At 48.6% G+C, this 23,010-nt stretch carries 38 protein-coding genes; 34 read left to right on the forward strand and 4 right to left on the reverse strand.

The genetic code is table 11. The features are described from left to right. Window positions 1-49 precede the first annotated feature (49 nt). The 19 genes from H7R56_RS25495 (at window position 50) to H7R56_RS25585 (ending at window position 9,320) form a co-directional block, all read left to right on the forward strand. Window positions 50-214 (forward strand): hypothetical protein, encoded by a 165-nt coding sequence (locus H7R56_RS25495; RefSeq protein WP_007372277.1) that lies wholly within the window; start codon window positions 50-52, stop codon window positions 212-214. 26 nt (window positions 215-240) lie between these two features. Next, window positions 241-636 carry a hypothetical protein gene (locus H7R56_RS25500; protein ID WP_182928823.1) on the forward strand — a complete coding sequence of 132 codons (396 nt, stop codon included), beginning with the start codon at window positions 241-243 and terminating at the stop codon, window positions 634-636. A 181-nt stretch (window positions 637-817) separates the two neighbouring features. Continuing rightward, entirely contained in the window at window positions 818-1,009 is a 192-nt protein-coding gene (locus H7R56_RS25505; RefSeq protein ID WP_016241560.1) for a hypothetical protein, read from the forward strand. Window positions 1,010-1,139: 130 nt separating this feature from the next. Continuing rightward, window positions 1,140-1,835, forward strand: coding sequence for a hypothetical protein (locus tag H7R56_RS25510; RefSeq protein ID WP_007372278.1), 696 nt, complete (start codon window positions 1,140-1,142; stop codon window positions 1,833-1,835). A gap of 22 nt (window positions 1,836-1,857) precedes the next feature. Next, window positions 1,858-2,055, forward strand: a complete 198-nt coding sequence (locus tag H7R56_RS25515; RefSeq protein WP_032155220.1) for a Lar family restriction alleviation protein — start codon at window positions 1,858-1,860, stop codon at window positions 2,053-2,055. A 52-nt stretch (window positions 2,056-2,107) separates the two neighbouring features. Then, a complete protein-coding gene (locus H7R56_RS25520) occupies window positions 2,108-2,566 on the forward strand; it encodes a hypothetical protein (RefSeq protein WP_182928824.1) in 459 nt (152 codons plus the stop codon). Between the two features lie 54 nt (window positions 2,567-2,620). Next, window positions 2,621-2,854 (forward strand): hypothetical protein, encoded by a 234-nt coding sequence (locus tag H7R56_RS25525; protein ID WP_008786598.1) that lies wholly within the window; start codon window positions 2,621-2,623, stop codon window positions 2,852-2,854. 15 nt (window positions 2,855-2,869) lie between these two features. Further along, window positions 2,870-3,502: a hypothetical protein gene (locus H7R56_RS25530; protein WP_007372282.1), complete on the forward strand. Its 633-nt coding sequence runs from the start codon at window positions 2,870-2,872 to the stop codon at window positions 3,500-3,502. Window positions 3,503-3,959: 457 nt separating this feature from the next. Beyond that, on the forward strand, window positions 3,960-4,634 hold the full coding sequence (locus tag H7R56_RS25535; RefSeq protein ID WP_008786597.1) for a hypothetical protein: 675 nt from the start codon (window positions 3,960-3,962) through the stop codon (window positions 4,632-4,634). Then, window positions 4,631-5,095: a hypothetical protein gene (locus tag H7R56_RS25540; protein ID WP_008786596.1), complete on the forward strand. Its 465-nt coding sequence runs from the start codon at window positions 4,631-4,633 to the stop codon at window positions 5,093-5,095. The genes H7R56_RS25535 and H7R56_RS25540 overlap by 4 nt, the downstream gene beginning before the upstream one ends. Before the next feature lie 138 nt (window positions 5,096-5,233). Then, entirely contained in the window at window positions 5,234-5,473 is a 240-nt protein-coding gene (locus H7R56_RS25545; RefSeq protein WP_007372285.1) for a type II toxin-antitoxin system CcdA family antitoxin, read from the forward strand. A gap of 2 nt (window positions 5,474-5,475) precedes the next feature. Then, complete coding sequence (locus H7R56_RS25550) at window positions 5,476-5,784, forward strand: CcdB family protein (protein ID WP_007372286.1); 309 nt, start codon at window positions 5,476-5,478, stop codon at window positions 5,782-5,784. Between the two features lie 20 nt (window positions 5,785-5,804). Continuing rightward, window positions 5,805-5,963 (forward strand): hypothetical protein, encoded by a 159-nt coding sequence (locus tag H7R56_RS25555; protein WP_016241558.1) that lies wholly within the window; start codon window positions 5,805-5,807, stop codon window positions 5,961-5,963. Between the two features lie 154 nt (window positions 5,964-6,117). Further along, window positions 6,118-6,672, forward strand: a complete 555-nt coding sequence (locus tag H7R56_RS25560) for a hypothetical protein (RefSeq protein WP_007372288.1) — start codon at window positions 6,118-6,120, stop codon at window positions 6,670-6,672. Between the two features lie 69 nt (window positions 6,673-6,741). Beyond that, window positions 6,742-7,359 carry a hypothetical protein gene (locus H7R56_RS25565; RefSeq protein WP_007372289.1) on the forward strand — a complete coding sequence of 206 codons (618 nt, stop codon included), beginning with the start codon at window positions 6,742-6,744 and terminating at the stop codon, window positions 7,357-7,359. 82 nt (window positions 7,360-7,441) lie between these two features. Beyond that, a complete protein-coding gene (locus tag H7R56_RS25570) occupies window positions 7,442-7,912 on the forward strand; it encodes an HAD domain-containing protein (protein ID WP_007372290.1) in 471 nt (156 codons plus the stop codon). A gap of 301 nt (window positions 7,913-8,213) precedes the next feature. Continuing rightward, the gene (locus H7R56_RS25575; RefSeq protein WP_016241556.1) at window positions 8,214-8,501 is read left to right on the forward strand and encodes a glutaredoxin family protein; all 288 of its coding nucleotides are present in this window, start codon (window positions 8,214-8,216) and stop codon (window positions 8,499-8,501) included. Window positions 8,502-8,511: 10 nt separating this feature from the next. Continuing rightward, a complete protein-coding gene (locus tag H7R56_RS25580) occupies window positions 8,512-8,910 on the forward strand; it encodes a hypothetical protein (protein WP_007372292.1) in 399 nt (132 codons plus the stop codon). 83 nt (window positions 8,911-8,993) lie between these two features. Next, a complete protein-coding gene (locus tag H7R56_RS25585) occupies window positions 8,994-9,320 on the forward strand; it encodes a hypothetical protein (protein ID WP_007372293.1) in 327 nt (108 codons plus the stop codon). 362 nt (window positions 9,321-9,682) lie between these two features. On the opposite strand, the gene H7R56_RS25590 is transcribed toward H7R56_RS25585, so the two are convergent. Further along, window positions 9,683-10,021 carry a hypothetical protein gene (locus tag H7R56_RS25590; RefSeq protein WP_007372294.1) on the reverse strand — a complete coding sequence of 113 codons (339 nt, stop codon included), beginning with the start codon at window positions 10,019-10,021 and terminating at the stop codon, window positions 9,683-9,685. A 237-nt stretch (window positions 10,022-10,258) separates the two neighbouring features. On the opposite strand from H7R56_RS25590, the gene H7R56_RS25595 reads away from it, so the two are divergent. The 4 genes from H7R56_RS25595 to H7R56_RS25610 all read left to right on the forward strand — a co-directional run bounded on the left by H7R56_RS25595 (window position 10,259) and on the right by H7R56_RS25610 (window position 12,191). Next, entirely contained in the window at window positions 10,259-10,702 is a 444-nt protein-coding gene (locus H7R56_RS25595; protein WP_007372295.1) for a hypothetical protein, read from the forward strand. A 118-nt stretch (window positions 10,703-10,820) separates the two neighbouring features. Then, window positions 10,821-11,162 (forward strand): hypothetical protein, encoded by a 342-nt coding sequence (locus H7R56_RS25600; protein WP_007372296.1) that lies wholly within the window; start codon window positions 10,821-10,823, stop codon window positions 11,160-11,162. Between the two features lie 158 nt (window positions 11,163-11,320). Beyond that, window positions 11,321-11,875 (forward strand): hypothetical protein, encoded by a 555-nt coding sequence (locus tag H7R56_RS25605; RefSeq protein ID WP_007372297.1) that lies wholly within the window; start codon window positions 11,321-11,323, stop codon window positions 11,873-11,875. Window positions 11,876-11,924: 49 nt separating this feature from the next. Then, entirely contained in the window at window positions 11,925-12,191 is a 267-nt protein-coding gene (locus H7R56_RS25610) for a hypothetical protein (RefSeq protein WP_007372298.1), read from the forward strand. Between the two features lie 67 nt (window positions 12,192-12,258). Here H7R56_RS25610 and H7R56_RS25615 read toward each other — a convergent pair whose 3' ends face one another. Genes H7R56_RS25615 through H7R56_RS25625 form a run of 3 tightly spaced genes read right to left on the reverse strand, consistent with a single transcriptional unit; the run spans window position 12,259 to window position 13,428 of the window. After that, a complete protein-coding gene (locus H7R56_RS25615) occupies window positions 12,259-12,489 on the reverse strand; it encodes a hypothetical protein (RefSeq protein WP_007372299.1) in 231 nt (76 codons plus the stop codon). A gap of 43 nt (window positions 12,490-12,532) precedes the next feature. Beyond that, a complete protein-coding gene (locus H7R56_RS25620; protein ID WP_008786589.1) occupies window positions 12,533-12,991 on the reverse strand; it encodes an RES family NAD+ phosphorylase in 459 nt (152 codons plus the stop codon). Then, window positions 12,988-13,428: a type II RES/Xre toxin-antitoxin system antitoxin gene (locus H7R56_RS25625; RefSeq protein ID WP_007372301.1), complete on the reverse strand. Its 441-nt coding sequence runs from the start codon at window positions 13,426-13,428 to the stop codon at window positions 12,988-12,990. The genes H7R56_RS25620 and H7R56_RS25625 overlap by 4 nt, the downstream gene beginning before the upstream one ends. Before the next feature lie 154 nt (window positions 13,429-13,582). Here H7R56_RS25625 and H7R56_RS25630 point away from each other — a divergent pair, with 154 nt between their 5' ends. The 11 genes from H7R56_RS25630 to H7R56_RS25680 all read left to right on the forward strand — a co-directional run bounded on the left by H7R56_RS25630 (window position 13,583) and on the right by H7R56_RS25680 (window position 22,807). Further along, window positions 13,583-13,900 (forward strand): hypothetical protein, encoded by a 318-nt coding sequence (locus H7R56_RS25630; protein WP_016241555.1) that lies wholly within the window; start codon window positions 13,583-13,585, stop codon window positions 13,898-13,900. A 41-nt stretch (window positions 13,901-13,941) separates the two neighbouring features. Next, on the forward strand, window positions 13,942-14,784 hold the full coding sequence (locus H7R56_RS25635) for a hypothetical protein (RefSeq protein ID WP_007372303.1): 843 nt from the start codon (window positions 13,942-13,944) through the stop codon (window positions 14,782-14,784). After that, window positions 14,756-15,034, forward strand: a complete 279-nt coding sequence (locus tag H7R56_RS25640; protein WP_007372304.1) for a hypothetical protein — start codon at window positions 14,756-14,758, stop codon at window positions 15,032-15,034. The genes H7R56_RS25635 and H7R56_RS25640 overlap by 29 nt, the downstream gene beginning before the upstream one ends. A gap of 59 nt (window positions 15,035-15,093) precedes the next feature. After that, window positions 15,094-15,537, forward strand: a complete 444-nt coding sequence (locus H7R56_RS25645) for a hypothetical protein (protein ID WP_007372305.1) — start codon at window positions 15,094-15,096, stop codon at window positions 15,535-15,537. A gap of 286 nt (window positions 15,538-15,823) precedes the next feature. Then, on the forward strand, window positions 15,824-15,988 hold the full coding sequence (locus H7R56_RS25650) for a hypothetical protein (protein WP_007372306.1): 165 nt from the start codon (window positions 15,824-15,826) through the stop codon (window positions 15,986-15,988). A gap of 567 nt (window positions 15,989-16,555) precedes the next feature. Beyond that, window positions 16,556-17,398, forward strand: coding sequence for an HNH endonuclease signature motif containing protein (locus H7R56_RS25655; RefSeq protein ID WP_007372307.1), 843 nt, complete (start codon window positions 16,556-16,558; stop codon window positions 17,396-17,398). A 1,128-nt stretch (window positions 17,399-18,526) separates the two neighbouring features. After that, on the forward strand, window positions 18,527-19,048 hold the full coding sequence (locus H7R56_RS25660) for a hypothetical protein (protein WP_007372310.1): 522 nt from the start codon (window positions 18,527-18,529) through the stop codon (window positions 19,046-19,048). A gap of 46 nt (window positions 19,049-19,094) precedes the next feature. Next, entirely contained in the window at window positions 19,095-19,364 is a 270-nt protein-coding gene (locus H7R56_RS25665; protein ID WP_008786584.1) for a hypothetical protein, read from the forward strand. A 663-nt stretch (window positions 19,365-20,027) separates the two neighbouring features. Next, the gene (locus H7R56_RS25670; RefSeq protein WP_007372312.1) at window positions 20,028-21,281 is read left to right on the forward strand and encodes a ParA family protein; all 1,254 of its coding nucleotides are present in this window, start codon (window positions 20,028-20,030) and stop codon (window positions 21,279-21,281) included. Then, complete coding sequence (locus H7R56_RS25675) at window positions 21,278-22,282, forward strand: ParB family protein (RefSeq protein ID WP_007372313.1); 1,005 nt, start codon at window positions 21,278-21,280, stop codon at window positions 22,280-22,282. Before H7R56_RS25670 ends, H7R56_RS25675 begins: the two co-directional genes overlap by 4 nt. Before the next feature lie 39 nt (window positions 22,283-22,321). After that, entirely contained in the window at window positions 22,322-22,807 is a 486-nt protein-coding gene (locus tag H7R56_RS25680) for a hypothetical protein (RefSeq protein WP_172745723.1), read from the forward strand. Window positions 22,808-23,010 lie beyond the last annotated feature (203 nt).

Genomic DNA, 23,010 nt, shown 5'->3' on the forward strand with positions numbered 1-23,010 from the left:
ACATTAACGCACAAAATTTACCCCCACGTCATACAAGGTTACCGATGCAATGAAAAATAAAATTATCGATGCAAAACTTGCATTTTTTAAAGTAGAGGGAACTCCAAGTACTGGTCACGTTGTGGTTATCGGGAAACCATCATCTGGGAAAAGTTTCTGCCTTACTGATGAAATAACGCGTTTGTTAAAAGCAGGTAAAAACCACGAAAATTAATTTGAATATTGCAAGCGGGGTTTGCTATGACATCAATTATTACCACTTTATATGAAAAACTTTCATTTCGTGTGCTCGCAGTTCCGCTGATTATTTTCAGCATTGAATTTTTGATATGGGCAGTGCTTATTCGAGAAAATGTTATATCCGGGGGCTGGCCTTTGTATAGAACTTGTTTGTTCGCTTGTTTTTCCTCGCTGATTATAACTGGATTCACATTCCAGAATCCTGAAGGCAGTGATTTCCTAAAGGCAGCAGCAGGTCTCCTTGGATGTCTGGCCTTGGGGGGATTGATAATTATTATTTATTATATTGGCACTCTCGAATTTCCGATTATCACTGCCAAGATGGTTTGGATTTTCATGATGGCAAGCTTTACGTCTCAGCTTTTCACTTGCCTGATGAAATCGATGACTGATTAATTTGAAGTTCAGCAAAAACAATTGCAGAGCAAAGTTATTTATTCACTCATTTTGCGATCTAAGTATGCTTACGCTGAAGTAACCGAAAAGTACCTTTCTTGAAAAGTTTTTTCGGGATTTTAGGAGAAATGGATAATGGCATTCTCACTTACTTTCCATCAATACATTCTGGAGTAATAACATGTTTACTTTAGTTCTCGTGATTGGGCTTTATTCAAGTGGTCTTAATCCAAGTGGTGTCACCTCTCAGAAAATACCTGACTACAAAACCTATGATGAATGCCAGAGTGCCGCGCCTAAAGCAAAGCGTGGGGAAACTATCACCATCTTAAGTTATTGCATTCCCCAGCCTGCGGATAAGACAAAGGCGTAAAGGCTTCGCTATATGTGAATTATCGAAGGGGTGTCCATTTCATACCCGATTACTTCGTCAATTGTCGACCGGTGGGATAATAGGATTAAAACAGTTTTTAGCTTCACGATATTATGGAGAAACCGCCGTCATGCACCCATTCGATTCGGTCAGAGTAAAACTGAGTTTTGCCGGAAAGCCACCAGCGGCTTTACTGCAAAGCGCCCTATTTCTTGAAAATCAGCGTCCCGAATCCTCCAGTTGGAGCGACCCGGGCACGGCGGGTAATACACTGCTTCGCGACATCCTCCGGTCACAACCGGTTGAACTGAGCACTCTACAAGGCGTGGTTAATCTGACTACTGGCAACCTCGGTAAAGCCGAATGTAGTGAGTTGCTTGCACTGATGGGCCTTCGTAGCTTCGGTGAAGAAGCTGCTGAGTTAATGGTTCGCAATGCGTCAATGGTTTTTGCGAGTGGACAGGCTAATGCAAAGAACCTGATTCGCATGGAAGTCACTAAATCACACCTTACTTCTGATAAGCAGGTCATTGTCAGTACTGAAACCCTTGAGCGGCGTATGTACGTCATGAACAGCAACGGTATCTGCTTCGTCGTTGAGCCTGAGATCTGCCTTGATGCCGAGAAACTGCCGGGCGCGGATTTCTTTATCACTGAAGACGAAATGGATGCTGCGGGCGTGAGCCGCTGGGGTGAAAACGGCAGTCAGCACTGGCGATGCATGGTTACCTGGTTCAATGGCAGTAGCACCATCATGAACGAAATGGGACACATGTACGAGCTCGGTGATGAACCTGAAATTCGGCTCAATAGCTTCGGTGGATAAAGCCCACCAGCGAGGAAATACGATGAGACACGATAACGTCAAGCCCTGCCCTTTCTGCGGTTGTTCATCTATCCGGGTTCGGGAGATTTCGAATAATTTTCGCGCCTGCTGCAATTCCTGTGAGGCCACGGTGGCGTTTCAGGACTCCGAACAAGCCGCTGTGACGCGCTGGAATACCCGCGCTGAAGAGAAACAATCTGGCGGACTCCAGTCAGCATAAATTAAGCCCCGGGCTGCTCTGGGCCTGAATACCGATAAGAGGAAACACCGACATGAAATTTTACATCAGCGACGTTTTATGGAAATCCGGGCAGGCATTCATTTTCTCGTTTGCCACTGCTCCGGCAGTTGCGTTACTGCTCATTCTGTTCTGCACAGTTCTTACCAGTTCACCATCCAAGGTCTTCCTCGATCAGGCCCGTAGTCTGGTTGGAAATGCCACCAGCACCTCGGTCATGGTTTGCCCTGAAGAGAAAGCAGTGTTTGCCGCGTTCCGCTCCTCAGAATGCCAGCGACACGTGGTGAATGCCGATGATGCCATTAAACAATGGGACTCGCTGTTGCTCAAAGGCTACCTGATAGTGGCGGGTATCGCTCTTATCTGCTGGATGGTAAGCGAGGCAGTTAACTACCGCAGAAAGCCGTGGCGCTATGGGATCCGTCCCTCTGATATGACATTTAGCTATACAAAACTCGTGCCGAAAGAATCCGATGATGACGCGGATAAATAACCACTCATTTAGCACGGCAGACAGCCGGTCAATGCCAGCAGCACAGGGGGCAGTATGGGTAGACCTACAGGCAATATCGTCAGACTCACAAAATCAACAGGCCGCAGCAGCGACTTTTTCGGGCCATGTGAGTTGTGTGGAAAACATATGTCAGAAGCATTCCGTACCCGAAAAGCGCGTGAGTGGCAGCGTGAAAATGGCGAACTCTATTACGGCCATGATTCCGCCGTCATGTATGCACATGAAAAATGCATTCTGAATCTGGAAAGCAAATTTACCTCAAATTAACGACTGGTGAGATTTATGAAAATACCTCTGGGTAAGACGTTCCCAATTTTTTTTATCTTATTGGTGGTGGTGCTGGGGGGCGCTATCGCCGAGAAACTGCTATGGGAGGGACACCTCTATCCCGATTTTCTTATCAGTGATGCCTATGTGGCGAAAGATACTCAATTGCAGGCCAGTAACGACACAACACTGTTGAAGCAGTGCTACGCTCAGCACTTAACTGGATGTGAAAAGTATTATAGAAGCTTCAGCCAACTGGAGGTCAGGGGTAACGATCTCAAGTCGCTGTGTAAAGTCCTGACAAATAACACTGATCTGGACGTCTTTCAGAGTGATGCTCAATTGCTGGTTCGTTGCTCACGATGGAATGTTTTCCGTGTAATTCCATTTAAACCTACAGATAACGCAACTGATAAATTTAAGCCAATGGTCGATATGGTTGGGAGCTGGATGGCCTACAACCGGCTCTCAAAAGAGCTACTTCATGAAGATCCGGTCGATATCTTTTTTGTTGGACTGGATGAGGGAAAAAAGCAACTATCCCTGAAATATTGCTTTACCGGGGTTGATCAAATTCCTCCTCAAGTAGCTTTCCAGCGATGTGACACCGAGTCGGATACGACTAAAACCCAGAGTGACAAATCATGATGACATTTCTCGCTAATTTGCATCGCCATACTACGGCCTGCCGCAGCTTCGCATTCTTCACTCTGGTCTCCGGCCCGGCGATTGCTTTATTTATCACGTTCATCTGCATGAACTATTCAGGTTCACCTTCAGCGCATCTGGTTAGTGCAGCCAGGGCTGTCATTGATGGTGCTCCGGTCGGCAAACTAATGGTATGTACCGAAGAGCCACAATCCACGACTCCCCCGACACTTATCGAATCTCCCTGCGTTCGCGAGGCGGTCGATGAATCAATAGTAACCGCGAAGTGGGATTCAAACTTCCGAATGGTTTACGCAATGCTTGCTCTGCTTTCTTCTGTTATCTGGTGTCTAGTGAGCGCCACACGAGCGAACATATTCAAGGACGCTAAACCCCCTACTCGATAAGCCTGTCAATTCTCAAATAAAATGATGAAAAGTTGTGAAATTAAGGAGTGATGATGAACATAAATTACAGTATTAATAACAGTGTGCTCATGATGATGAGTGAGTTTATGATTACAGCTTTTGTAATCGTAATACTTTTTGTGATTGTATTAGTATATAACAAAGCGTTTAAGTCTGAATTAAGCATAAAAATATTTTGTTTTAGTCAGTTAACAGCCATTTTCATTTCCGTATTAGAAATAACAACAAAAAGAACAAATGCTGGAAGTATCAGTATTACATGGAGTGACGGCATCCATCAGTTTTATACTCACGTTTTTCTGGGGTTTGCTTTTTCTTTCTTACTTTTTTTGCTTGGTCTTTATGACTACAAAATGAAAGGCAACAAAGATGGTTTAAAGGATTGCAAAAAACATGTTTTACCGTGTTTCATAGGGAGTTGGTTCGTATTAATAATATTCTTTTTCTCCGCTTCGCCTTTGCGCTATGAGGAGAATTTGATTACGGATGCTCGCGTCGTAGCTTCGGATCCCAATCGAACCACAATTATCTATGCTGATGGGTTCTACTGGCTATTTGATATGGATAGAAATGAATTTGATAAGTCTATATCCAGAGAGATAGTCAGAGGCAACTACAAGATGTTATGTACTTCAGATACACCAGCTACCTGCTGGGCGGGCAGAAAATTCCCCAAAAACACATCACTGGATAAAGTTTTATGAAAGATTGTAACGCTGAGAAATATAGCTATTCATGTCTTTTCGCAGCGGTATTTAGACCAGGTGAAATGCCTGTCATTTCCGCGTTCCGGGCGCGGTATTGGGCTCTAATCATTCGATGGGCATTGCGTTTCGGTTACACCGTTTGCCTGATTGGCAGCACTGGAACCGGAAAAAGTTACCTCATCGAAAGAACGCTACCAGGACGGATCATTGATGCCCGACTGTTACTGGTAAAGAATGATTGGCATGGCCCTGTGCCATTCAGTTTGCGCGGTGCAAAGCCCGGCCCAGTTGGCATTGATGAGTCGTCCAGCTTTTCAGAGGAAACGCTGCGTCAGAACGCGGAGAACCTGAAAGAAAGAGGGGTAGTGTATACAGCACAAAGCATTGATAAAGCAGCTAAAGTTGCAGCCAACCTGCCAAACAGGCGTGTGTTGCTTATCATGATTGGAAAAACGTAGCCTCTGCGGTCTAGGCCATCTGACCTGCTGAACTGACGCAGTAGACTCTCTCGGAGGCAAACAAATTTGCTGGTGGGATAAAATGGGCGCATACTTAAAGCACGTGTAATCGACACGTGCTTTTTTATTGGAGGACACATGCAGGCTACAGCTGCTCGCCAGAAAAAAACCGTCAGTGTCACCCTTGAGCCAATGCTCGTACAGCAGGCAAAAGACGCTGGGATTAACTTGTCCGCCACGCTGGCAGAAGCGCTTCAGAGCAAACTGAAGGCCAGTGCAGCGGAAGAATGGAAACGACAGAATCGTGCTGGTATTCAGGAGTTGAACCGCATCACTGAAGAGCATGGGTTACTGTCTGACGAATACAGGACGTTCTGATAATGCAATATACCGTTTACCGCAATCCCGGCAACAGCCAGGCATACCCTTACCTGCTGGATATACAGAGCGACATCATTGGCGAGTTAAATACCCGCCTGGTGATCCCCCTTCATCGGCTTAAAAAAGGAGCCTCGGCCCCGGTTGCGCGATTAACTCCGGTCATACAGGTGGAAGGGAATGACGTTATCCTGATGACGCATGAAATGGCTTCAGTCCGCGTGAAGCAGCTCGGTCAGGCGGTCATGGACGCATCTCCGTTCCGGCACACTATCAAAAGTGCGGTGGACTTCCTGCTGGATGGTTTCTGACAGAGATAATGAGCGAGAAAATGATGAAGCAAAATGAACTGCTGGAAGTGGCAAAAGCCATGCGCGATTATATTGATGCCCTCCCTACCGATGTCGTTGCAGCATTACCGGTGATGCCGGGATTTGATCGAGACTGGGCCGACGAAGTCATTTACGAAGCCGAATCCGCCAGCAAATAACCCCCCGTCTGCGCCCGTTTCATCTGAATTCGGGCCGTCACAATCTTTCTGATTTTATTGAGAAAACAGCCTCTTTTTGTCCCCTTTTTTCCTTCGTCAGCAGACTCAGTCGTTCGATAATAAAAACAGACCAACACAACCACTGAGGTGTTTCATGTTAGCGATTATCCCGGCAGCAGGCACTGACAAGGTTTTTAAAACCTCCCTCAAACACGTGCTCGATGAGGACTTCCTGTTTGCAATGGCTTCAAAAGCAAGCGCGACGTACATTTCATCCCATATCAGCGATGACGGTGAGGGCACAGTGTTTTTCAGTCTGAGCGACTGGGATAACCTCAAGCCTTCCTTATCGGCTGATGGCTGGGATGGCGATACGATGCCCGGCTTCATTGATTTGCTGGATGCAATCGCAGCGCAGGGCTATAACACCGTCGAATTCCACATTTCTCACCCACTGGTGGTTGGCGCGGTCTGGTTCACCGATGAGTATTACTTCACGGTTACCCCGCTGGCGTATGACCTTGCCACGCTGGATGGTCAGTTTGTTCTGCCGGATGGCTCTTCCTACCGGCTGGATGACCTTGATGAAGTCAGCTATGACGAAATGACCGACTACTTTGACGGCATTATCGAAGTCGATGGCGATACCATGCTGGGTGTAAAGCGTAACGACGATGACACCGTAAACGTCAGCAAAATCGAAAGCTAACCCCTCCTCCCCGGTGTCGGTATCCGCCGCGCCGGGCTATTTTCCTGCCATCATCCTCTGGAGTGTTTCATGAAAGACCGTTTTTATCTGGTCAGCTTGCGTGACACCGTTGGTAGCAATACCGCTTTTCATAGCCATCACGGCAGAGGTTACAGCACCGATCAGCGTAATGCCCGGGTTTACACCCGCGAGGAAGCACAACGCGCATGGAATACGGGACGGGAGTTTGACCTGCCGGTTGATGCCGATGCAGTCGACCGCCATCTCGTGTTTCATGTTGATCATCAGTTTGTACCGGGAAAAACCATTCTCTCCGAAAGCGCCACCAAATATGTCGGCTTCGTTAATGGCCAATGGGACGGAAACGATCTGTTCTGGCTGGCTGATGCGGGTACTACCACGGATTTTTCCCTTGCCAGAGTTTTTGACTCACCACAGGCAGATAGACCTGATGTCGTCTGGTTACCCCATCACATCCCTGACGCTGCAAAGCGCCCTACCTTCAGTGTTGAGCGGATAGACCGCCGTAAAATGACGCAGGGGGCCGGTCTGCTGATGCCTGCCTGGCTGAAACGCCAAAATCGCCGACAGTCAAAGGGGCTGACTCGCTGGAATTGCCCCGGGTGTGGCCGTATTTCATGGCAACAGAATCCGTATGATTTTGATGGTTGCCGGTTCTGCATATAGTCAACTACCGCGAGAGGCCTCTATGTTCCGATTATTACAGAAGTGGTTAGTCAGGTTTACCTGTCAGGACGATATAGATTGTATGTCGACCCGGCGCTCTGCGGGCGAGTTCTGGCTGGAAATAGATGCCCGTCGTCACTGGATTTTCCTGGACATCGACGGTGTACTCCACCGGGCGGAAAACGGGTCACTGGAGTTTATGCCTGTGCTGGATCACGTGCTGACGCAATGCCCGCAGACGGGAATTATCCTTTCCACAAACTGGCGTACCGGCGTACCCCGGGAGATGGTGCTGAGTCATTTCCCTGCGGGTATACGCGATCGGATTGCTGGACTCAATCCCGATCTGGATGGGCTGGTGAATAACCACGTGCGTTATCACGAATGCATGGCGGTCGTTAAACGGTTCGGCCTACAGCATTACACCTTCGTGGACGATACCGCTCGACTCTTTCCAACTGACTGCCCTGCCCTGTTCCTGACTCACCGGCACGAGGGGCTGAATGCAACGCAGGGTAGCGCTTTGATAGACCGGATTCGGTTAATGAAATGACCGGTTTAAGGCTGAATACAAATTATTAATGAGGATGCGTTATGAATGAAATCCCACAATACGTCTATGACCTGATCGGTATTTGCCTCTTTGTTGGAATGTGGGTCGGAGGCGTTCTGCTTATTTGGTTTATTTTCTCTAATGGAGAGAGCGACGAATAGCCAGGCAACTGGCGCAACTGATGTTGCAGGATGGCCCCAACAATATCTTACCTGCTTACGCTCTGATTACCCGCGCAACGCTTCGTCAGAAGCGGAAAGCTGGGATAATGAATATATCCCGTATACACCAGGCTATCCCAATGAAAATTACTGTGTTTACTGCCCCTGATTGTCCGAAATGTCGCATGACGCTTACCCGCTTTTCTCTGGCTGGGGTGGACGTGAATGAGATCCCGCTGGTGGACAACGCAGATCTCGTTCGCCTGACACAAAATACCGGTGCGCCGCTGGTGGTGGTGGTCAACGATTCGGGCCGTGTGACGGGTTGGGGTGGGTTCCGGCCAGATCTTATTGCGACAACTGCCAATGGCTGGAGTGTCGGGTCACTCGATATCCCCCCGTCGCTGGTTAATCACGTCCTTCACTGAGGTAAACGCCATGCACAATATCTCTGTCGAAATCCCTGCGGCCCTCGGCGTACATCCTCCTTCAGGAGCGGATGTCGTGCTTATAGACGATCTGAATAACGCCCTCGCCGGTGCTGGCTTACCGCAACTGAAGATAGAGCCGATAACGTGGACACCGCCATCAGGCCGACCGGTGATCTACCGGTCTGAGGTTCCCGATATCCTGCGCATTGCAGGTATAAACCCTGACACCTCTGACATGGTGAAAACCTTCTGTTCCGGGCCACTGCCGATTGACGATAACGAGCTGGATGCCCTTCTGGAGATGCGCGAACGGGACGGTCATAGCGAAAGCTTCAGGATCGCGCTCTGTGGGGCGCTGGACGCGATTCTCATTCGACTCTACTCAGCAGAGCGTCAGCTTCGTTGAAACGCCAGTAAAGACGCTGGTGGCCTCATATGAGGTATCAATCGGCTCGGTTCCGTCTCAATAATTTAAAGAGAGCACGGTATATGAGTCCTGAAGAAGAAAAAGTGCTGCATCAGCGGCTGATACAGCTTGGCGATATGATGGGGGATGGCCTGCACTATGAGCGCGACGGTCAATGGATCACCCGGGAGTACAAAGCCACGTTGCGGGCGCTGGGGCTTTTGAAGGCTCCCAAGCGTAAGCATAACCCGACCAAAACACTCGCTGTGGATGAGCGAATGGCACAACGTGTGAAGGACGTAGCCTGTACCCAGTGCGCCGGGAAACTGAAACAGGTGCGCTCCGGGTCTCTGAAAGCGCAATGCACCCGGTGCAAAACCAAGTTCACCCTCCTGAAAACCATTAAGTAACTATACCCGCAGCTGGTGGTCACCCCACCAGCATAAAATATACCCGAAACTGTGACACCTGCGCTTGCCTGCCTCAATGTCGTGATAGCTGACAACCCCCACGAAGAAAACAAACCTCACACCTGCGATCGTCGTGATGCAACGATTTTGTCGAGCCAATTATATGAAGAGACTGTTATGAAAGACTTCCATTTCCTGTATGTCGAACTCCTGGTCGAATTGCTTCGACTGGTCAATTTTCTTCTGCCGTTGTGGTTTGGTAGTTGAAAATAGCAGGTAATACCCGGGCAAGACCTTCCCGTTTTTTTAAAATAAAAGGGCGCACATAGCGCCCTGTCAGAAAGGTATTTTGAAGCAGCAGACTACTTACGAAACTCCCATTGTTTAATCAGCTTTTTGACAAACGTCTCGCCATAGATCTCATGTGACTCCATGTATGCACAAAGCTGTATCAGGGTCATCATGCCATCGCGAAGGGTATCGCATGACTCGTTACGGCAATAGGCCGTGAGTTTGTACATATTCGCCCCGCAAACGTCCGGGTTGTAGAGATTAACAATCAGGCTTGCCGCGAATTTCTTTCTCTCTGCGATAGCGCCCAGATAAGCCAGCTCCCTTTTCAGGTCTTCCGGGATAGGTGTGACAGCACACGCTCGCGGGTTCAGGTTTATCTGGATATGGTCAAAGTCGAGTTCCTGCATTGTCCTGGTTCCTTCTGCTGATATTCGGTATCCGTCTGCCGGGCCACACGATTCTGCATGTAATGCCCTTCATATCACCATTGTACCGGATACCTGCAATTTGCCCCGTAACTACCGGTGCTGATGATAAAAAATATCTTTATTTTGCGAACGATATACACCAGTCCGTCCTGATTTCGTCAGCTGAATTGTGCCGGGTAAGCTGGTTGCCATGTGAGTGACCTAATGGAGAACACCATGCAGCACACTGCAACCACACACCCGCAACCGGCTAACACCGTGAGTATCGTCAGTACGACCTACGGTCAGACGCTGGTGGTACTGAACGGGAAATGTCTCTACTGCGCACCACCAGAGCGAGGAGACGAAGCCCGGCAGCTGGCATCAACCACTGCCGGGGCACTCAACGTGCCGGTCGATGTCGTCCACCTCGATACATTTGCTACCGATACAACCGAAAGCCAGCTGATGGCCCGCTTTGAAAACCAGAATGCCGGGCCGTGGTATAGCCATGCGTTTACCATCGCGTTCAGTGTTGAATACCCGGCGAAGAGTAGCGATGACATTCCACCAGCGGAATTACACCGTGCATTGATGAAGCGGGCCAGAGAGTTTACCGGTGATCTGGATGCGCTGGTGGAAGCCTGCGGGGCATCTTATGACAGTTATCAGATGGGGTAACTCCTGCTGGAAATGACCGCATTCTGCTGGCGTTTTCAATGAGATATCGCCAGCCGCTTTGGTAGAGTTTTCCAGATAGCAAGCGAACATCATAGCCAGTGGCAAGAGGTAAACCTATATGAATTCTGTCTGTCTTGATTACGAGAAAGTGGATTTTCTGGCGAATCTCCTGATCCCCACCCTCGCCAGACACCCCATCAGTAACAGTTTCCCGGAGCGCGGCCTCGCACTTAAGGAAAAGCACCCTGAGCTGGTGGGCTGGCCCGAGCGCAAACTGGGTGAAGTGGAAAATTACCAGAATGCACTGTCCAGACAGCTACCGAGCCTGAACAGCATGTCCTTGCCGGAGTTTATCGACTTCATTCTCACCCCGCATGTCGCGGAGTATGTTCTTGAGCAGGTTGGCACTCCGCTTGCTGAAGAAACCATGCAGCTGTTTATGGCGAAAGTGAAGGCATAACGCGGTTTTCAGCCCCATATACTCCAGATCATAACCGGCCTTAATGGTCGGTTTTTTTTGTGAATTTTCTGCCCCGAAAGCCTTCGTCACCTGCGGGGAGCGTGGTTAACTGGTTATGTAAACAAAACGAACAACACACATAACTACAGGGGTCTACCATGTTAAATCCAGCTATCTGCGCCATGTTCATGTTTCAGGGCTTCCAGCATGAAGTCTCCCGTCTGACCGCATTATCAGTGGCTAATCCTATCCCCCTCACCTTCAACTGTGACAGCGTACAGACAATGATCTGTGAAACGCTGGCTGGTGGCGAAATTGAATGTGCTCACTGGATGTTGGATGCCGCAGAGCAGATCTGTAAAGCCTGCGAACCTGCGTATCAGGCATCTGAAGAACCGGGAGTCTGGTACTACGACATTGCTGAACGTCTGGGCGCTGAAGTGGCCTGCCGTTGCGTAAAAGGTGATATCAGCACTGACCAATTGGTCGCTGTTGCAGTTAACCTCACTGAGTCATGGAACACGCTGAGCGAAGACAGCAATCAGGAGCCTGATTGCGGATCATATGAAAATACCGTCAGGACGTTGGTAGAACGTGCTGATACAGCAGAAGCGGCTTGCGTAGAAGCAGTCAGAATCCTTGATGGTGGTGAGCGGCAGGCGTTATCAAAGGCGATAGCAATTCTTCGCCCTGTGGCCGCAACGTTGCAGTAGATAGTGGCAGAACACCAATACACACAACACTCACTACAGGAAAATGACCATGAAACTCACCGTATCGACTCGCCCGGTAAGAATTGAAGGGAATTATGTCTCTGTCGTCTTTAATCGTTCCCATAACTCCATGCCGGAAACAGCAGAGGTTAAAAATGCCGATCAGGCGCGGGCATTCATCAACGATTACATCGCCCGTAATATCAACGAAACGCCGATGCATCTGGTGCTGACAAAAGAGGGCCGGGCATTTGGCGGGTTCGACGCGCTGAATAGTAGCCTTCCGCCCGCGATTGAATCATCAACCCGTTTGTAATGACTGACTGGTGGCGCTCAGTGAGGAGCGTCACCCGGCATCACGGAGGGAGTTGCAAGAGTTCTGATTAGCCTTTCCTGACCCACGCCCAAAGCATCGCACCCGCCAACACCGTCAGCATCAGAGCAAACACGGAACCAACCAGACTCGCATCGCCATTCTTGCCGGAGTAACCGCAGGTTTGAGATGCGTCACCAACTGCCTGACAAATTGAATCGGGATCAAGTCCCCAGTAGACAAAGGCGAACAAGGCAATTACAGAGATAAACGCTTTAGCGACTTTCGCTTTCTGAATCATCAGAGACACCTCAGTTCGTCAATGCCGGGGAGTTGCCTGTGTGTTATTTCAGGCGGGAATCAAACCGGAACGGAATTTTCTTAACCGTAGCCATCAGGTCAAAGAGTTCAGGGTGTGCCGGATTCAGCAAGTAGTTAAATTCAACCGGAGACAACGCACTTGGAATACGCAGCGCGATAGAAGAACCGCTTTCAGCCCAGTTATCACCGTAGAGCGCCAGCTCAGCAGGAGCATCCTCACTCGCCCAGTTATCAGGGAGACGGCTCATGTCGAAGGTCTGGATCTGATCATCCGGTACATCAAGACTCAGCAGTGTAAAGTCGTCCAGTAACTGCGGCGCGTGAATGTGTACCAGCGTTTCAAGCATGGTAAGGCTGGCCGTTTCAGACAGGTAGACCATTGCAGTGCCTACGCTGTTCCAGCGGCCCCCCGTTTCTTTCGCACCCAGACCAGACCACGCAGTCATCAGATAACGGGTCTTGGTCAGTCGGTAAAGGATCACGAGTATACCCCGTGCTCAATACGCGTAATCAGGCGCATCACTTCAAGCGCACCTGTCTCAGAAGAAACAAGCTCTGCCGGTGATTTCCAGCTCAGACCACGGTTCGCTTCGTTCAGCCATTTGTGCGCCGCTTCTTTGTCACCTTCAAACAGCTCTACAGCGCGTTCAATTACGCGGATAATGCGCACCAGACGTTCGCTCTGATCGGCAGTGAAACGGTCTTTGATGCTACGATTAAACGTCGTATTAGGTATACCCGACATTTTGCGCAGCTCAGACGGCGTGATGTTAGCCCATTCAGAAATGTGCTTAGCTACTGTGCCATCGAGACCGTGATTGATTTTATCCATCAGCGCGATACCGTCATTATCCAGCCCAGCAACCTGCCATAAGCAGTGCTGATTCGTTTTGGTAACGTCTGGAGAAAAAACTTTCATCGTCATAACTAGCCCTCCCATTTGGTAATTCAATTATACCATATGGAACACTAACGGCAATCTTTTAACCATCAGACAACCTCAGCGCCCTTCGTCACCAGCCCCACCTGCCAGATAATAGGTCAATAACGACAAAACTATGACAGGGGGCATCATGCCGAATCTCTTACGTTATGACCAACTGGACTCCTCACGTCAGCCAGCAGCGCGGGCATCAGCCGCTAGTGGCGAATTATGGTGTGCCCGCAACAACGTAAAAAAGCAGGCGGCAGCGTCAAAGGCCGCAATTCACCAGGCAATCAATGATCAGCACCGCATTACCCGGCTGCGAAACACCTTTTCGCTCGCGAAGGATATGCGTGAAAAGCCGGTCGTCTGGATTGAAAAGCGCATCCTCGAAAATCTGTGCATGTTCAATGAGCAGGACGATATGTACCTGTTCACGCAGCAGAACTTTGTCAGCAAACTCTGAACCTCCGGCCCGGCTCGTCGGGCCATTAAAAGGAAACCGATATGACAGACTTCATTGATAAACTGGCAGCGAATGGTGTGGCCTTTACCCTTCAGGACGGACGAATCATCGTTGAAGGCGATCTTCGTGTCGGGTTTACGCTTGAGCCAGAAGATCCGGCAATTCCCTGCGACTATATTCCCGCGAATCTGACCGTGACGAACACCCTGACCATTCTGTCGGGCATTCATAGCATCCCTGCCGGGCTGGTGGCCCGCAATCTGTTTATCAGCTACTCTGAGCTGGAATCTCTCCCTGACAACCTGACCATTACCGGTACGCTCATGGCGAATTCTTCACGTCTTAAGTATCTGCCGGAAAATCTGACGGTGGGCCGCGTTCTGGACATCATGTGTACTGATATCGCCTATCTGCCGGATACGCTGAAAGTAGCTGGCAGTATGATGCTGTCAAACACCCGTATTACCACTTTGCCGGATAACCTGCATCTTGAAGAAAATCTGGCCCTCGAAGCCATGCCGTTGCAAGCGTTGCCAAAAAACCTGAAAGTGGGCCACAGCCTGTATCTGGATGCTGTGGCTCTGAAGCGGATCCCTGAGTGTATATCGTGCCCCGTGATTAACCTGGTTAACCCTGGTAATTTTGAAAATGTCGCGTCAGTCACCGGTATCGGCGGAAAGCCTAACCGCCATGTCTATGCGCTACGTACAGCGCTTGGCGTTCGCGTATGCATGTACGATTTGTCTGTAGACCCGGAAATATTTGGTCTGCTGGTACGTGGCATCTATGATGAACCCACGGCTGAACTACTTGATAAGGCCGCACAACAATGTATTCAGCGTCTGGAGGATATGTATGCTTCTGAAAACGCAGTTCGGCACTGACTCGGGTATGATTTATACCCGGAAGGTGTATCTGCATTACACCGACACTGACGGGCATTCACGCAGCAAGCTGATAAAAGGTTACTACTACCCGGGCGAAGTCCCGGTTGAGTCGTTTTCAGAGCGGGCACTTGCTCCTGGTATGCGCCAGCTGTTGAGTTGCCGCTGCGGCGCAATAAACTGGGTCGCAACTGGTGGTATCAACGAATACCAATGCGACTGCTGCGCAAAGGAAATAACCGTTTACTGACGGTCTGCACGGGGATACCGTTCGACCGGCATACCCATGACAATAAGAGCAGGTGCTAAATGACAAAAGAAGAATCACAATTTTATGCTGGTGCAATCTGGGCCGCATCGACCATTTACCGGATGCATTCTGACTCGGTGGTAGCGAAAGATTTTCTCCGTGAAATTAACGATCTGGATGTGGCAGCAAAATGTGGTGCTGAGTACGACGTTCTCCCATTACGCCTGTTTGTTTTGCGCGATTTACCATTGGGCCACGATGCGGATTATGAAGCCATCAGCTTCGGGCCGGTAGACCGTCACGGCAATATCATCTGCGATCACTCTCAGACTTCGGTCACCGATATCTCCGGCCAGCGAGCGTATGGGGTTTATGCCCGCCGTGCGGGTGAGTCGAATCTGACGCTCATCGACAATCTTGATGATGAAGAAGAAGCCGAACCACTGGCGAAGGTGCTGGCTGAACAGCTCCAGCAAATCAAAGAAGGTCGCTACGATATTTAAGCGTTAGACCACGTACTGCTGGTGGCAATACACTGGCGATTAAGGGGGTTAAGTGACTTAAATGATCCACTGACCTGTCTGTGTAAAGCCTGTTTATCCCAAAGCCGTCTGGTTCACCAGGCGGTTTTTTTATGCCCGGAATAGCAAGCACAACACAAAACGAAACCGATATTATCTTTCTGAAAATACAGGGCTTTTTATGCCCTGGTTTTCTTCGTCACCTGAGTCACTCACCAGATACTGGATACAGAAGCCACAACATGTAACCCGTTATCAGGAGCGACCCATGAAAGCACAAGCTGTTCGTAATCACTCTTTTGGCTCACTGAAGCTCAGCGCAAGCAATGCGGCAGCAGCCGCGCTGGCGCACCCGGTAACCCATTTCTTCATGCTGTTCGCCATCGTGATGTACCTGGTCTATGGCGGTGTAGTACTCGGCATTAAGCCGTAGCATTCCCTGTGGCCGGTCGCCCAACCGGCTTTGCCTCCAACCCTTCTGGAGGTAGTTGTTAACTTCCCCGGTAAACCGGGGATTTTTTTACCCGTAGTTCCAGCGTTCGCCACTGGAGCTAAAACCCACCAGAGCGAATTCCGTAACATAAGCGCTTCTTCTACGTCCGATCAGTACCTTACCCTATGAGCAACCCGTCACACTCTGCTAGCCTTCCTCCCGGAATGAACGACACTCTGATGTCCCTATATATCGAACCGGATATGCCTGGTATCGATGATCTCGTTATAACAATTATTCGGCTTCGGCGTGAGGGCTGGACAGCATCTGAACTGACTTTCCGTATACTTTCGTCAGTTGCATATCAGGTGATTCCTCCAGAGGCGTTTACCGACCCTAAGCATCACCTCCTGAAAGAGTATGTCAGTTTGTCCCGTGAGTTCGGCCTAGTAAGCGGGGCAAGACATAATGCTCACCTCCGTGGTGTCATTCGCAGAGGGATAATGTCGGGAATAGATAGAGCAGAGGTAATACGCCGCGTTCTTTTCTCCCCGCACTATTCAGAACATGAGGAAGATAACCAATCTGATTCGTTCCCTCGTTCGTCGTAACAACCGGGTGGCATTAACGCTTTTTCCCCGAATGTTCCGGTACAAAGCCTTTGGCGTGGTTGAAACAGGATCTGGTTATCCGCGACGGCCTGAACATCAGGAATCCAAAGTTTGTCTACTGGCAGGATATCTCAGAGTCCAGGAAGAAATTCGTGCTTCTCAGGCCCGTCTGGCTTTACTAAATACTGAAATCGAAAAGGAGAATGCTCAGGAGTACGCACGTAACAAAATTCCGGCATCACGGTTGGCTCACTTCAGGCTCTGGTTCACTCGCCGATTTGGTAATGACACATCCCGTTTGATTGAGTCCGTGGACACCTACTGCGAGGAGCAGAATCCAGTAATGGATGAGCAACCGGCTGTATTGCCATTACCACGCGGTCACCTCCCCCATGCAGATATCCGTATGCGCTCCCCGAGCTTCCGCCGAGAGGTTAGCGTTCGCGATGTGCATGTCCAGTCTCAGTTCCGTGAGTTGGTGGATAAGAATTTCGGAAGCCTGTGCGCGGTATCGGGCAAACACCTCAACGGTGTGCTGGAGGCAGCACATATTGAACCAACATCCGTAGCAGGCTGCTATAACGCCAGTAACGGCATTTTGCTATCACCAACATTCCACAGGCTGTTTGACACAAACATGATGGGTATTGATCCTGATACACTACAGATTCACTTCGCCAGCGGTATAGAGTTCCCTGAGTATGAAGGGGTCTGTATAAAACCGTTGTTCTACAATCTGGATAAAAACAGGCTCGGGGCAAGATGGCTTGAATTTAAAGTGAAATCACCTGCGGAGTAAGCCCTCTCCCCTCTTCCATCTCCCTGCCCTATCCAATCTATTTATTGGAAAGGCATAGCAGCATGGAGATAAGTAGCACACAAGTAACTCACCGATAATTCACATAAAAACCATATCAAAACAAATCAATCAGTTTATCGCATTTCCTAGCGCACTTTTAATTCACATTTTATGGACTTTTAATCCAATCCTCTCCTGTTCACTTTGAATTTAAGTGATATCAGTGAATGATAAGGTACGAATAATTCACTAAATAACAACTATGTAAATTCAACAGCATAAAAACCAGAGCGCTATCTTCGGACTGGTTCCAGTAATTGATGGTTTGAGTCCGGCCCGCATGTCATACTGATTTATATCTTTCGTGTAGCCCTGCGGTAGGCACGATTTCATCCCAATACATCCAGTGGCATGTGACTATATGATCGACCAAGCAGAGTTAATGAAGAGTGTTTTAGCGGTTCTGCAAGCCAGAAACGTGTCATTATCAGAGAGCCCTACGCGAATTCTGATGATGCTTCCAACACGGTTACGCGTGAATGTCACTGTAATCGATGCTCAAAATGAACCGTTAACCGCGACACTGATGCTGGATCAGGAAGGTCAAGTGACCTGTAAGCTGGCAACAGACCCCGCTGATACCGTCGTTGATATCAGTCGATATAGAGTATGATTTAAATCTTCGCGTTCCAGCCAGCCGTTCCCAGCTTCGTTGTAGAATATTGCAATAAGCCAATCCCCAGCCAGCCCTGTAATGTAACCGAAGAAAATCGTGCGCAATGCGCACGTAAAAATGTCTGCCCGCCACGCGGGCAATCGCCGTCCAAAAGCTTCGCTCTCAAGCGAAGCAGGCACGGCATGTAAATTCGAATAGAGCCCTCACGGGGCGATTAGGCGAATTCGCGGCCCGCTAGGGCAAAGTCTCAAAGCGTATGGGGGTTAACACCCCCAAAACGCTGTGGAGACTGTTGTGGCTTTTCGGAACTACGATCCCGAAGTACTGACTAAGGGTTGCGGCTGCCACCAGCCCGGCTATCAGGCGACCCAACAATTATTTCTCCGTATCACTTCGTCACCTGCTCAAGGTGATTGAAAATAGAATCACAATTAGAAAGCGGGGAACACACAATGAACACTCAGACAAGAATCAAATTGAAAGGCCTCAAAATCTATACTGGCATGAGCCAGGAAACAGTCTGCTTTAACGCTACTGTCCTCTTCGACGGGCTGAGCATAGGTACAGCTGATAATGATGGGCATGGTGGCGAAACTCGCGTACTGTTCGAACCAGGAAAAAAAGAGCTGTTCCGCCAGGCCGAATCATATGCGAAGGGTCTTCTGCCAATCTGCCTTGGCGAACACAATGGCAAGCCATTTCTCATAGACTCAAACCTGATTGAAGTAATCGACCAGCTTGTCAGTGACGAGGAGCGTAACCGGAAAACTAAATCAAGTTTCAAGAAGGTTTACCGCAAGAAAATCTGCGTCTTACGCGAAGGTAGACTTTGGACAGTGGGCTACAAAAGCCAGGCTCAATACGCTTCATACATCGCACAAATCAAAAAAGAACATGGCCCTGATATCGTTATCCTGGACGATTTGGAACATGATGAAGCTTTCGAGCTGTACAGTAAGCACTTATACGCCTGACCATCAAGCGTGGTAGAATTGGATAATTCTAGCGCAGAGGATCACTATGAAAGTTAAAGAGCTTATCGCCCAGCTTCAGCTACACGACCCTGATGCTGTTGTCGTAATTGCCGGATTTGAAACCCAGAGTACTGGACTGGTTGCCGAGGCCGATACTATTAAAGAATGCGTGACAGTTCCTGTCCAAGCGGACAGCATGACGGGTGACCGTTCGTTGGCAAAGGAGGGTTCACCTTCTGTCTGGTTGGGATGGGGGAATGATTACCGCACGGAGTTCTTCGTTAGTGCCATCAACGACCCGGACGAATTAGCCTAACTATATCGAATACCCAAGAGCCTCTACTTCAGAGGCTTTTTTATTTGATGGGTCTTACGGGAAACCTTGTCATTCATTTACCAATAGTTGCAGGGCGTATCCTCCAGCGCTAAGTCACTTAACCCCCTTAATCGCCAGCCAGCATCTCCGGGTTCTGCCCGACCCGTGGATTACTTAACACCCTTAATCGCCAGTCAGCCTCTCCGGGTTCTGCCCGTACCGTGGGTCACTTAACCCCCTTAATCGCCAGCCAGCCTCTCCGGTTTCTGCCCGTACAGTGGGTCACTTAACCCCCTTAATCGCCAGCCAGCCTCTCCGGTTTCTGCCCGTACCGTGGGTCACTTAACCCCCTTAATCGCCAGCCAGCATCTCCGGGTTCTGCCCGACCCGTGGGTTACTTAACCCCCTTAATCGCCAGTCAGTCTCTCCGGGTTCTGCCCGCCCCGTGGATTACTTAACCCCCTTAATCGCCAGAAGAGAAAGATGATGTGTCATTGAACTGCATTTCGAGATCGCAAAATGAAGAAAAAACAAAATAGAATGTTAGCGTCTCAATCTGATTGCCGTTACAATTATACGCATAGAGCGTCATTTTACGCATTATACGTAAAGTATACGCATATGCGTTTAAATTCATAATTCAGGTTTGAGGGTATGACGAGAATGAATCTAATAGATAAAATTGCCCTTGTCGGGCAACGCATGAAGTCCGAACAAATTTCATTGAAAGAATCGTTACTGGCTTCTTCCCGGGTATCTGTATCAGATGACAGTGTGGAGGGGGTAGATCGCCTTATCTATAACCACTGCCTGAATAAAAAAAATCTCTCCGACTTCTTTGGAAAATCTCGAGTTACCTTCAATAAAATTCTCGCTGATCTCGAAGAAAAAAGGCTGGTGGGTCAACCTATTTATCAGAACAAAAACCACCTTTATACCCGCTGGGATGTCCAGAATATTATGGATGCCCTGGGTTATCCGCGCTATAGAGATTACTACCAGAGCCGAACAATCATTGTTCAGAATCATAAAGGTGGGACAGGAAAAAGCACGACCTCAGTGGCTCTGGCTGTAGCAGCAGCACTTGATCTCCAGTTGAATGCCAGAGTTTTAGTAATTGAATGGGATCCGCAAGGCTCTATTGGTAGCGGTATGATTCAAAGCGTATCTGAAGACGACGTATTCCTGACTGCAATCGACGCAATCCTGGGCGTGTATGAAGAAGGTTCTGAATATAAAAAATACCTCGACATGGGTTACTCTGAGGCTGAAATCATTGAGAATATGCCGTTCTCAACCCATCTGCCAAATCTTGATGTAATTACTGCGTTCCCAACCGATGCGAGATTCAAAGATAAATACTGGCAGTGCAGTAAAGAAGAGCGCACTCAGTTGTTGCTACGATTCAAAGAAGTGATAATGCCAGTCCTGAAAGCTAAGTATGACCTTATTATCTTCGATACCCCTCCAGAAGACTCGCCAATTATCTGGGCCGCTGATGAGGCCGCTGACGGTATTCTTGTCGCAGTTTCTCCGCGAGAATACGACTATGCATCCACAACTGATTTTATGCTGACGATCAGTGAGCGATTCCGTCAGTCTCCCAATAAAGGTGAAAATATTAAATGGTTTAAAGTACTGGCCGTTAACGTCGATGATAAAAGCCCATACGAAAAAATAGTCCTCGATAAGTTAATTCGAACCGTTCAAGACCTGTTTATGGCAACCAATATCAAAAACTCTGAAGCATTCAAAGCAGCTGCGTCACGGGGTAGGTCGGTTCTCGATATTAAGAAATCTGAAGAGTTATGTTCACCAAAGCAGCTGGATATTGCCGAAGAATCCGTAATGTCCGTATATCAACAGTTTATTAATGAGATAAAGAGTTTTTCAGCGAAGGAAGGAGTTAACGCATGAGTGATGAACAGCATATCGGAAACGATAAATCGCGTTATCTAAATACGCCAAAGCGAACCGATGTAGGCCACCGTTCCGGGTTAGCTAACCTTAAGAGTCCCCCTCGCATTAAGAAACTCTTTACCCTTCATAACGGGCGAAAACTTGAAGCTGAGCACGTCACTGTAGCAGCTGAAAATGTCGCTACTGAGACCGCCGTTCACCCAATGAACCCGCGAAATCAGGAAGCGCTTACCACAAACGCAGTACGAGATATCCTGCAACAAATTGAGTCAAGGGGTGTTGATACTGAAGGTGTTGCCGTTAAACGTGATGGCGTGTACCTGCTTATTGAAGGTAGCCGCAGACGTTTTTGCTGTATTGCGGCTCAAAAAGATCTGCCTTTATGGGTGCTACCAGATGATCTATCAGCTGAGGACATCAAGGCGATTATTACCGCTGCACAAACATCACGCCGATTCTCATACCGAGAGGTTGGGCTTCAGTATCTGGAACTAATGCAGGAAAAAGGATTCACCAAAAATGAAGAGCTTGCCCTCTTTCTTGGCATAAGCCATGTGTCAGTCTTTAAACGTATTCAGGCGGCGCGTATTGACGGTTCGTTGATAGCTCTGTTCCCGGATTATGAAGGTATACCAAACTCCTTCTACAGCCGGTTGTCCAAACTTCAGAAATACGTAGAGAGCAACCTTTTCATTCTTGCAGATGTAGTTGATAGGGTGAAAGAAGAAATTGCTAATCTGGACATCAGTGACATCCCGGAAGCGCAGAAAATTGTCATGGCGCAGATCACAAAGGCGGTTGAATTACTCGATCAAAAGCCACCTGCAAAAAGTTGGGAAACCCGTGATCTGGCTAATTTTGCTAATAAGGACAAATACGCCCGTATCAGCAAAAATGCATCGGGCCGTAAAGTTCGCTTTGAATTTAACCGAATGAGTACCGAGCTCATGGCAGAAATTGAAGCATTTATTACGGATAAACTGAGTAGCGAAAAATAACAATTCGCCATTGCTTGATTATCGAAACTGCACCTCCTGGTGCAGTTTTTTTTTGGCCGCAAACCTATTCGTCAGGAGGAGACACCGGTTGATAATAGGAAAAAAACAGCTCATGAGGTGGCTATGCTTTCGGAAAAAATTGTAACCCTGTTTTCAAATGACGCATTAAAGCGTTTCACGATTCTTGAGGCTTACGCCGAGCTAAAACGTCAGGGTACTTTTAGCGTTTTCCTTTCGTTCATCGATCCTCGTACTGATTGTCTCGTAGAGGGTAACTTTCAATTCTACCCGAACCCCGTTAAGACCTACTCAAACATGGGAGTATGCTATCTCACTGAACATCTTGGGCTAACGTTAAAAATCCCAAGCTCTATGGAATGGTGGGCTACACATGAAAAGTCAACATTTCATAACCAAGACATCACCTATCTGAAGGAGGGTGAATACGTAAAGGCAACCATTAAACTGGAAATAGGCTCGCGGATCAGAGTTCCTAATGCGTTCGAAGTTGCCCCTTCCATGTGAACTTAAGGCATATCAAAGTAAATTACTGACGAGGACGGCTATGGCACTCACGATAAAAACAGAAACACTAAAAGCTACCACAAGCCCAACATTTGAGGCTTTACGTAATCGTTATAGCCACCGTAGTTCTGACGATGAGATTGCCGTCGATCCGCTATGTTTATCTCGGGATGATCTGAATGAACTTTTACAGGCATGTCGTG

The sequence above is a fragment of the Klebsiella sp. WP3-W18-ESBL-02 genome, assembly GCF_014168815.1.
In the GTDB taxonomy this organism is placed as follows: Bacteria; Pseudomonadota; Gammaproteobacteria; order Enterobacterales; family Enterobacteriaceae; genus Kluyvera; species Kluyvera ascorbata_B.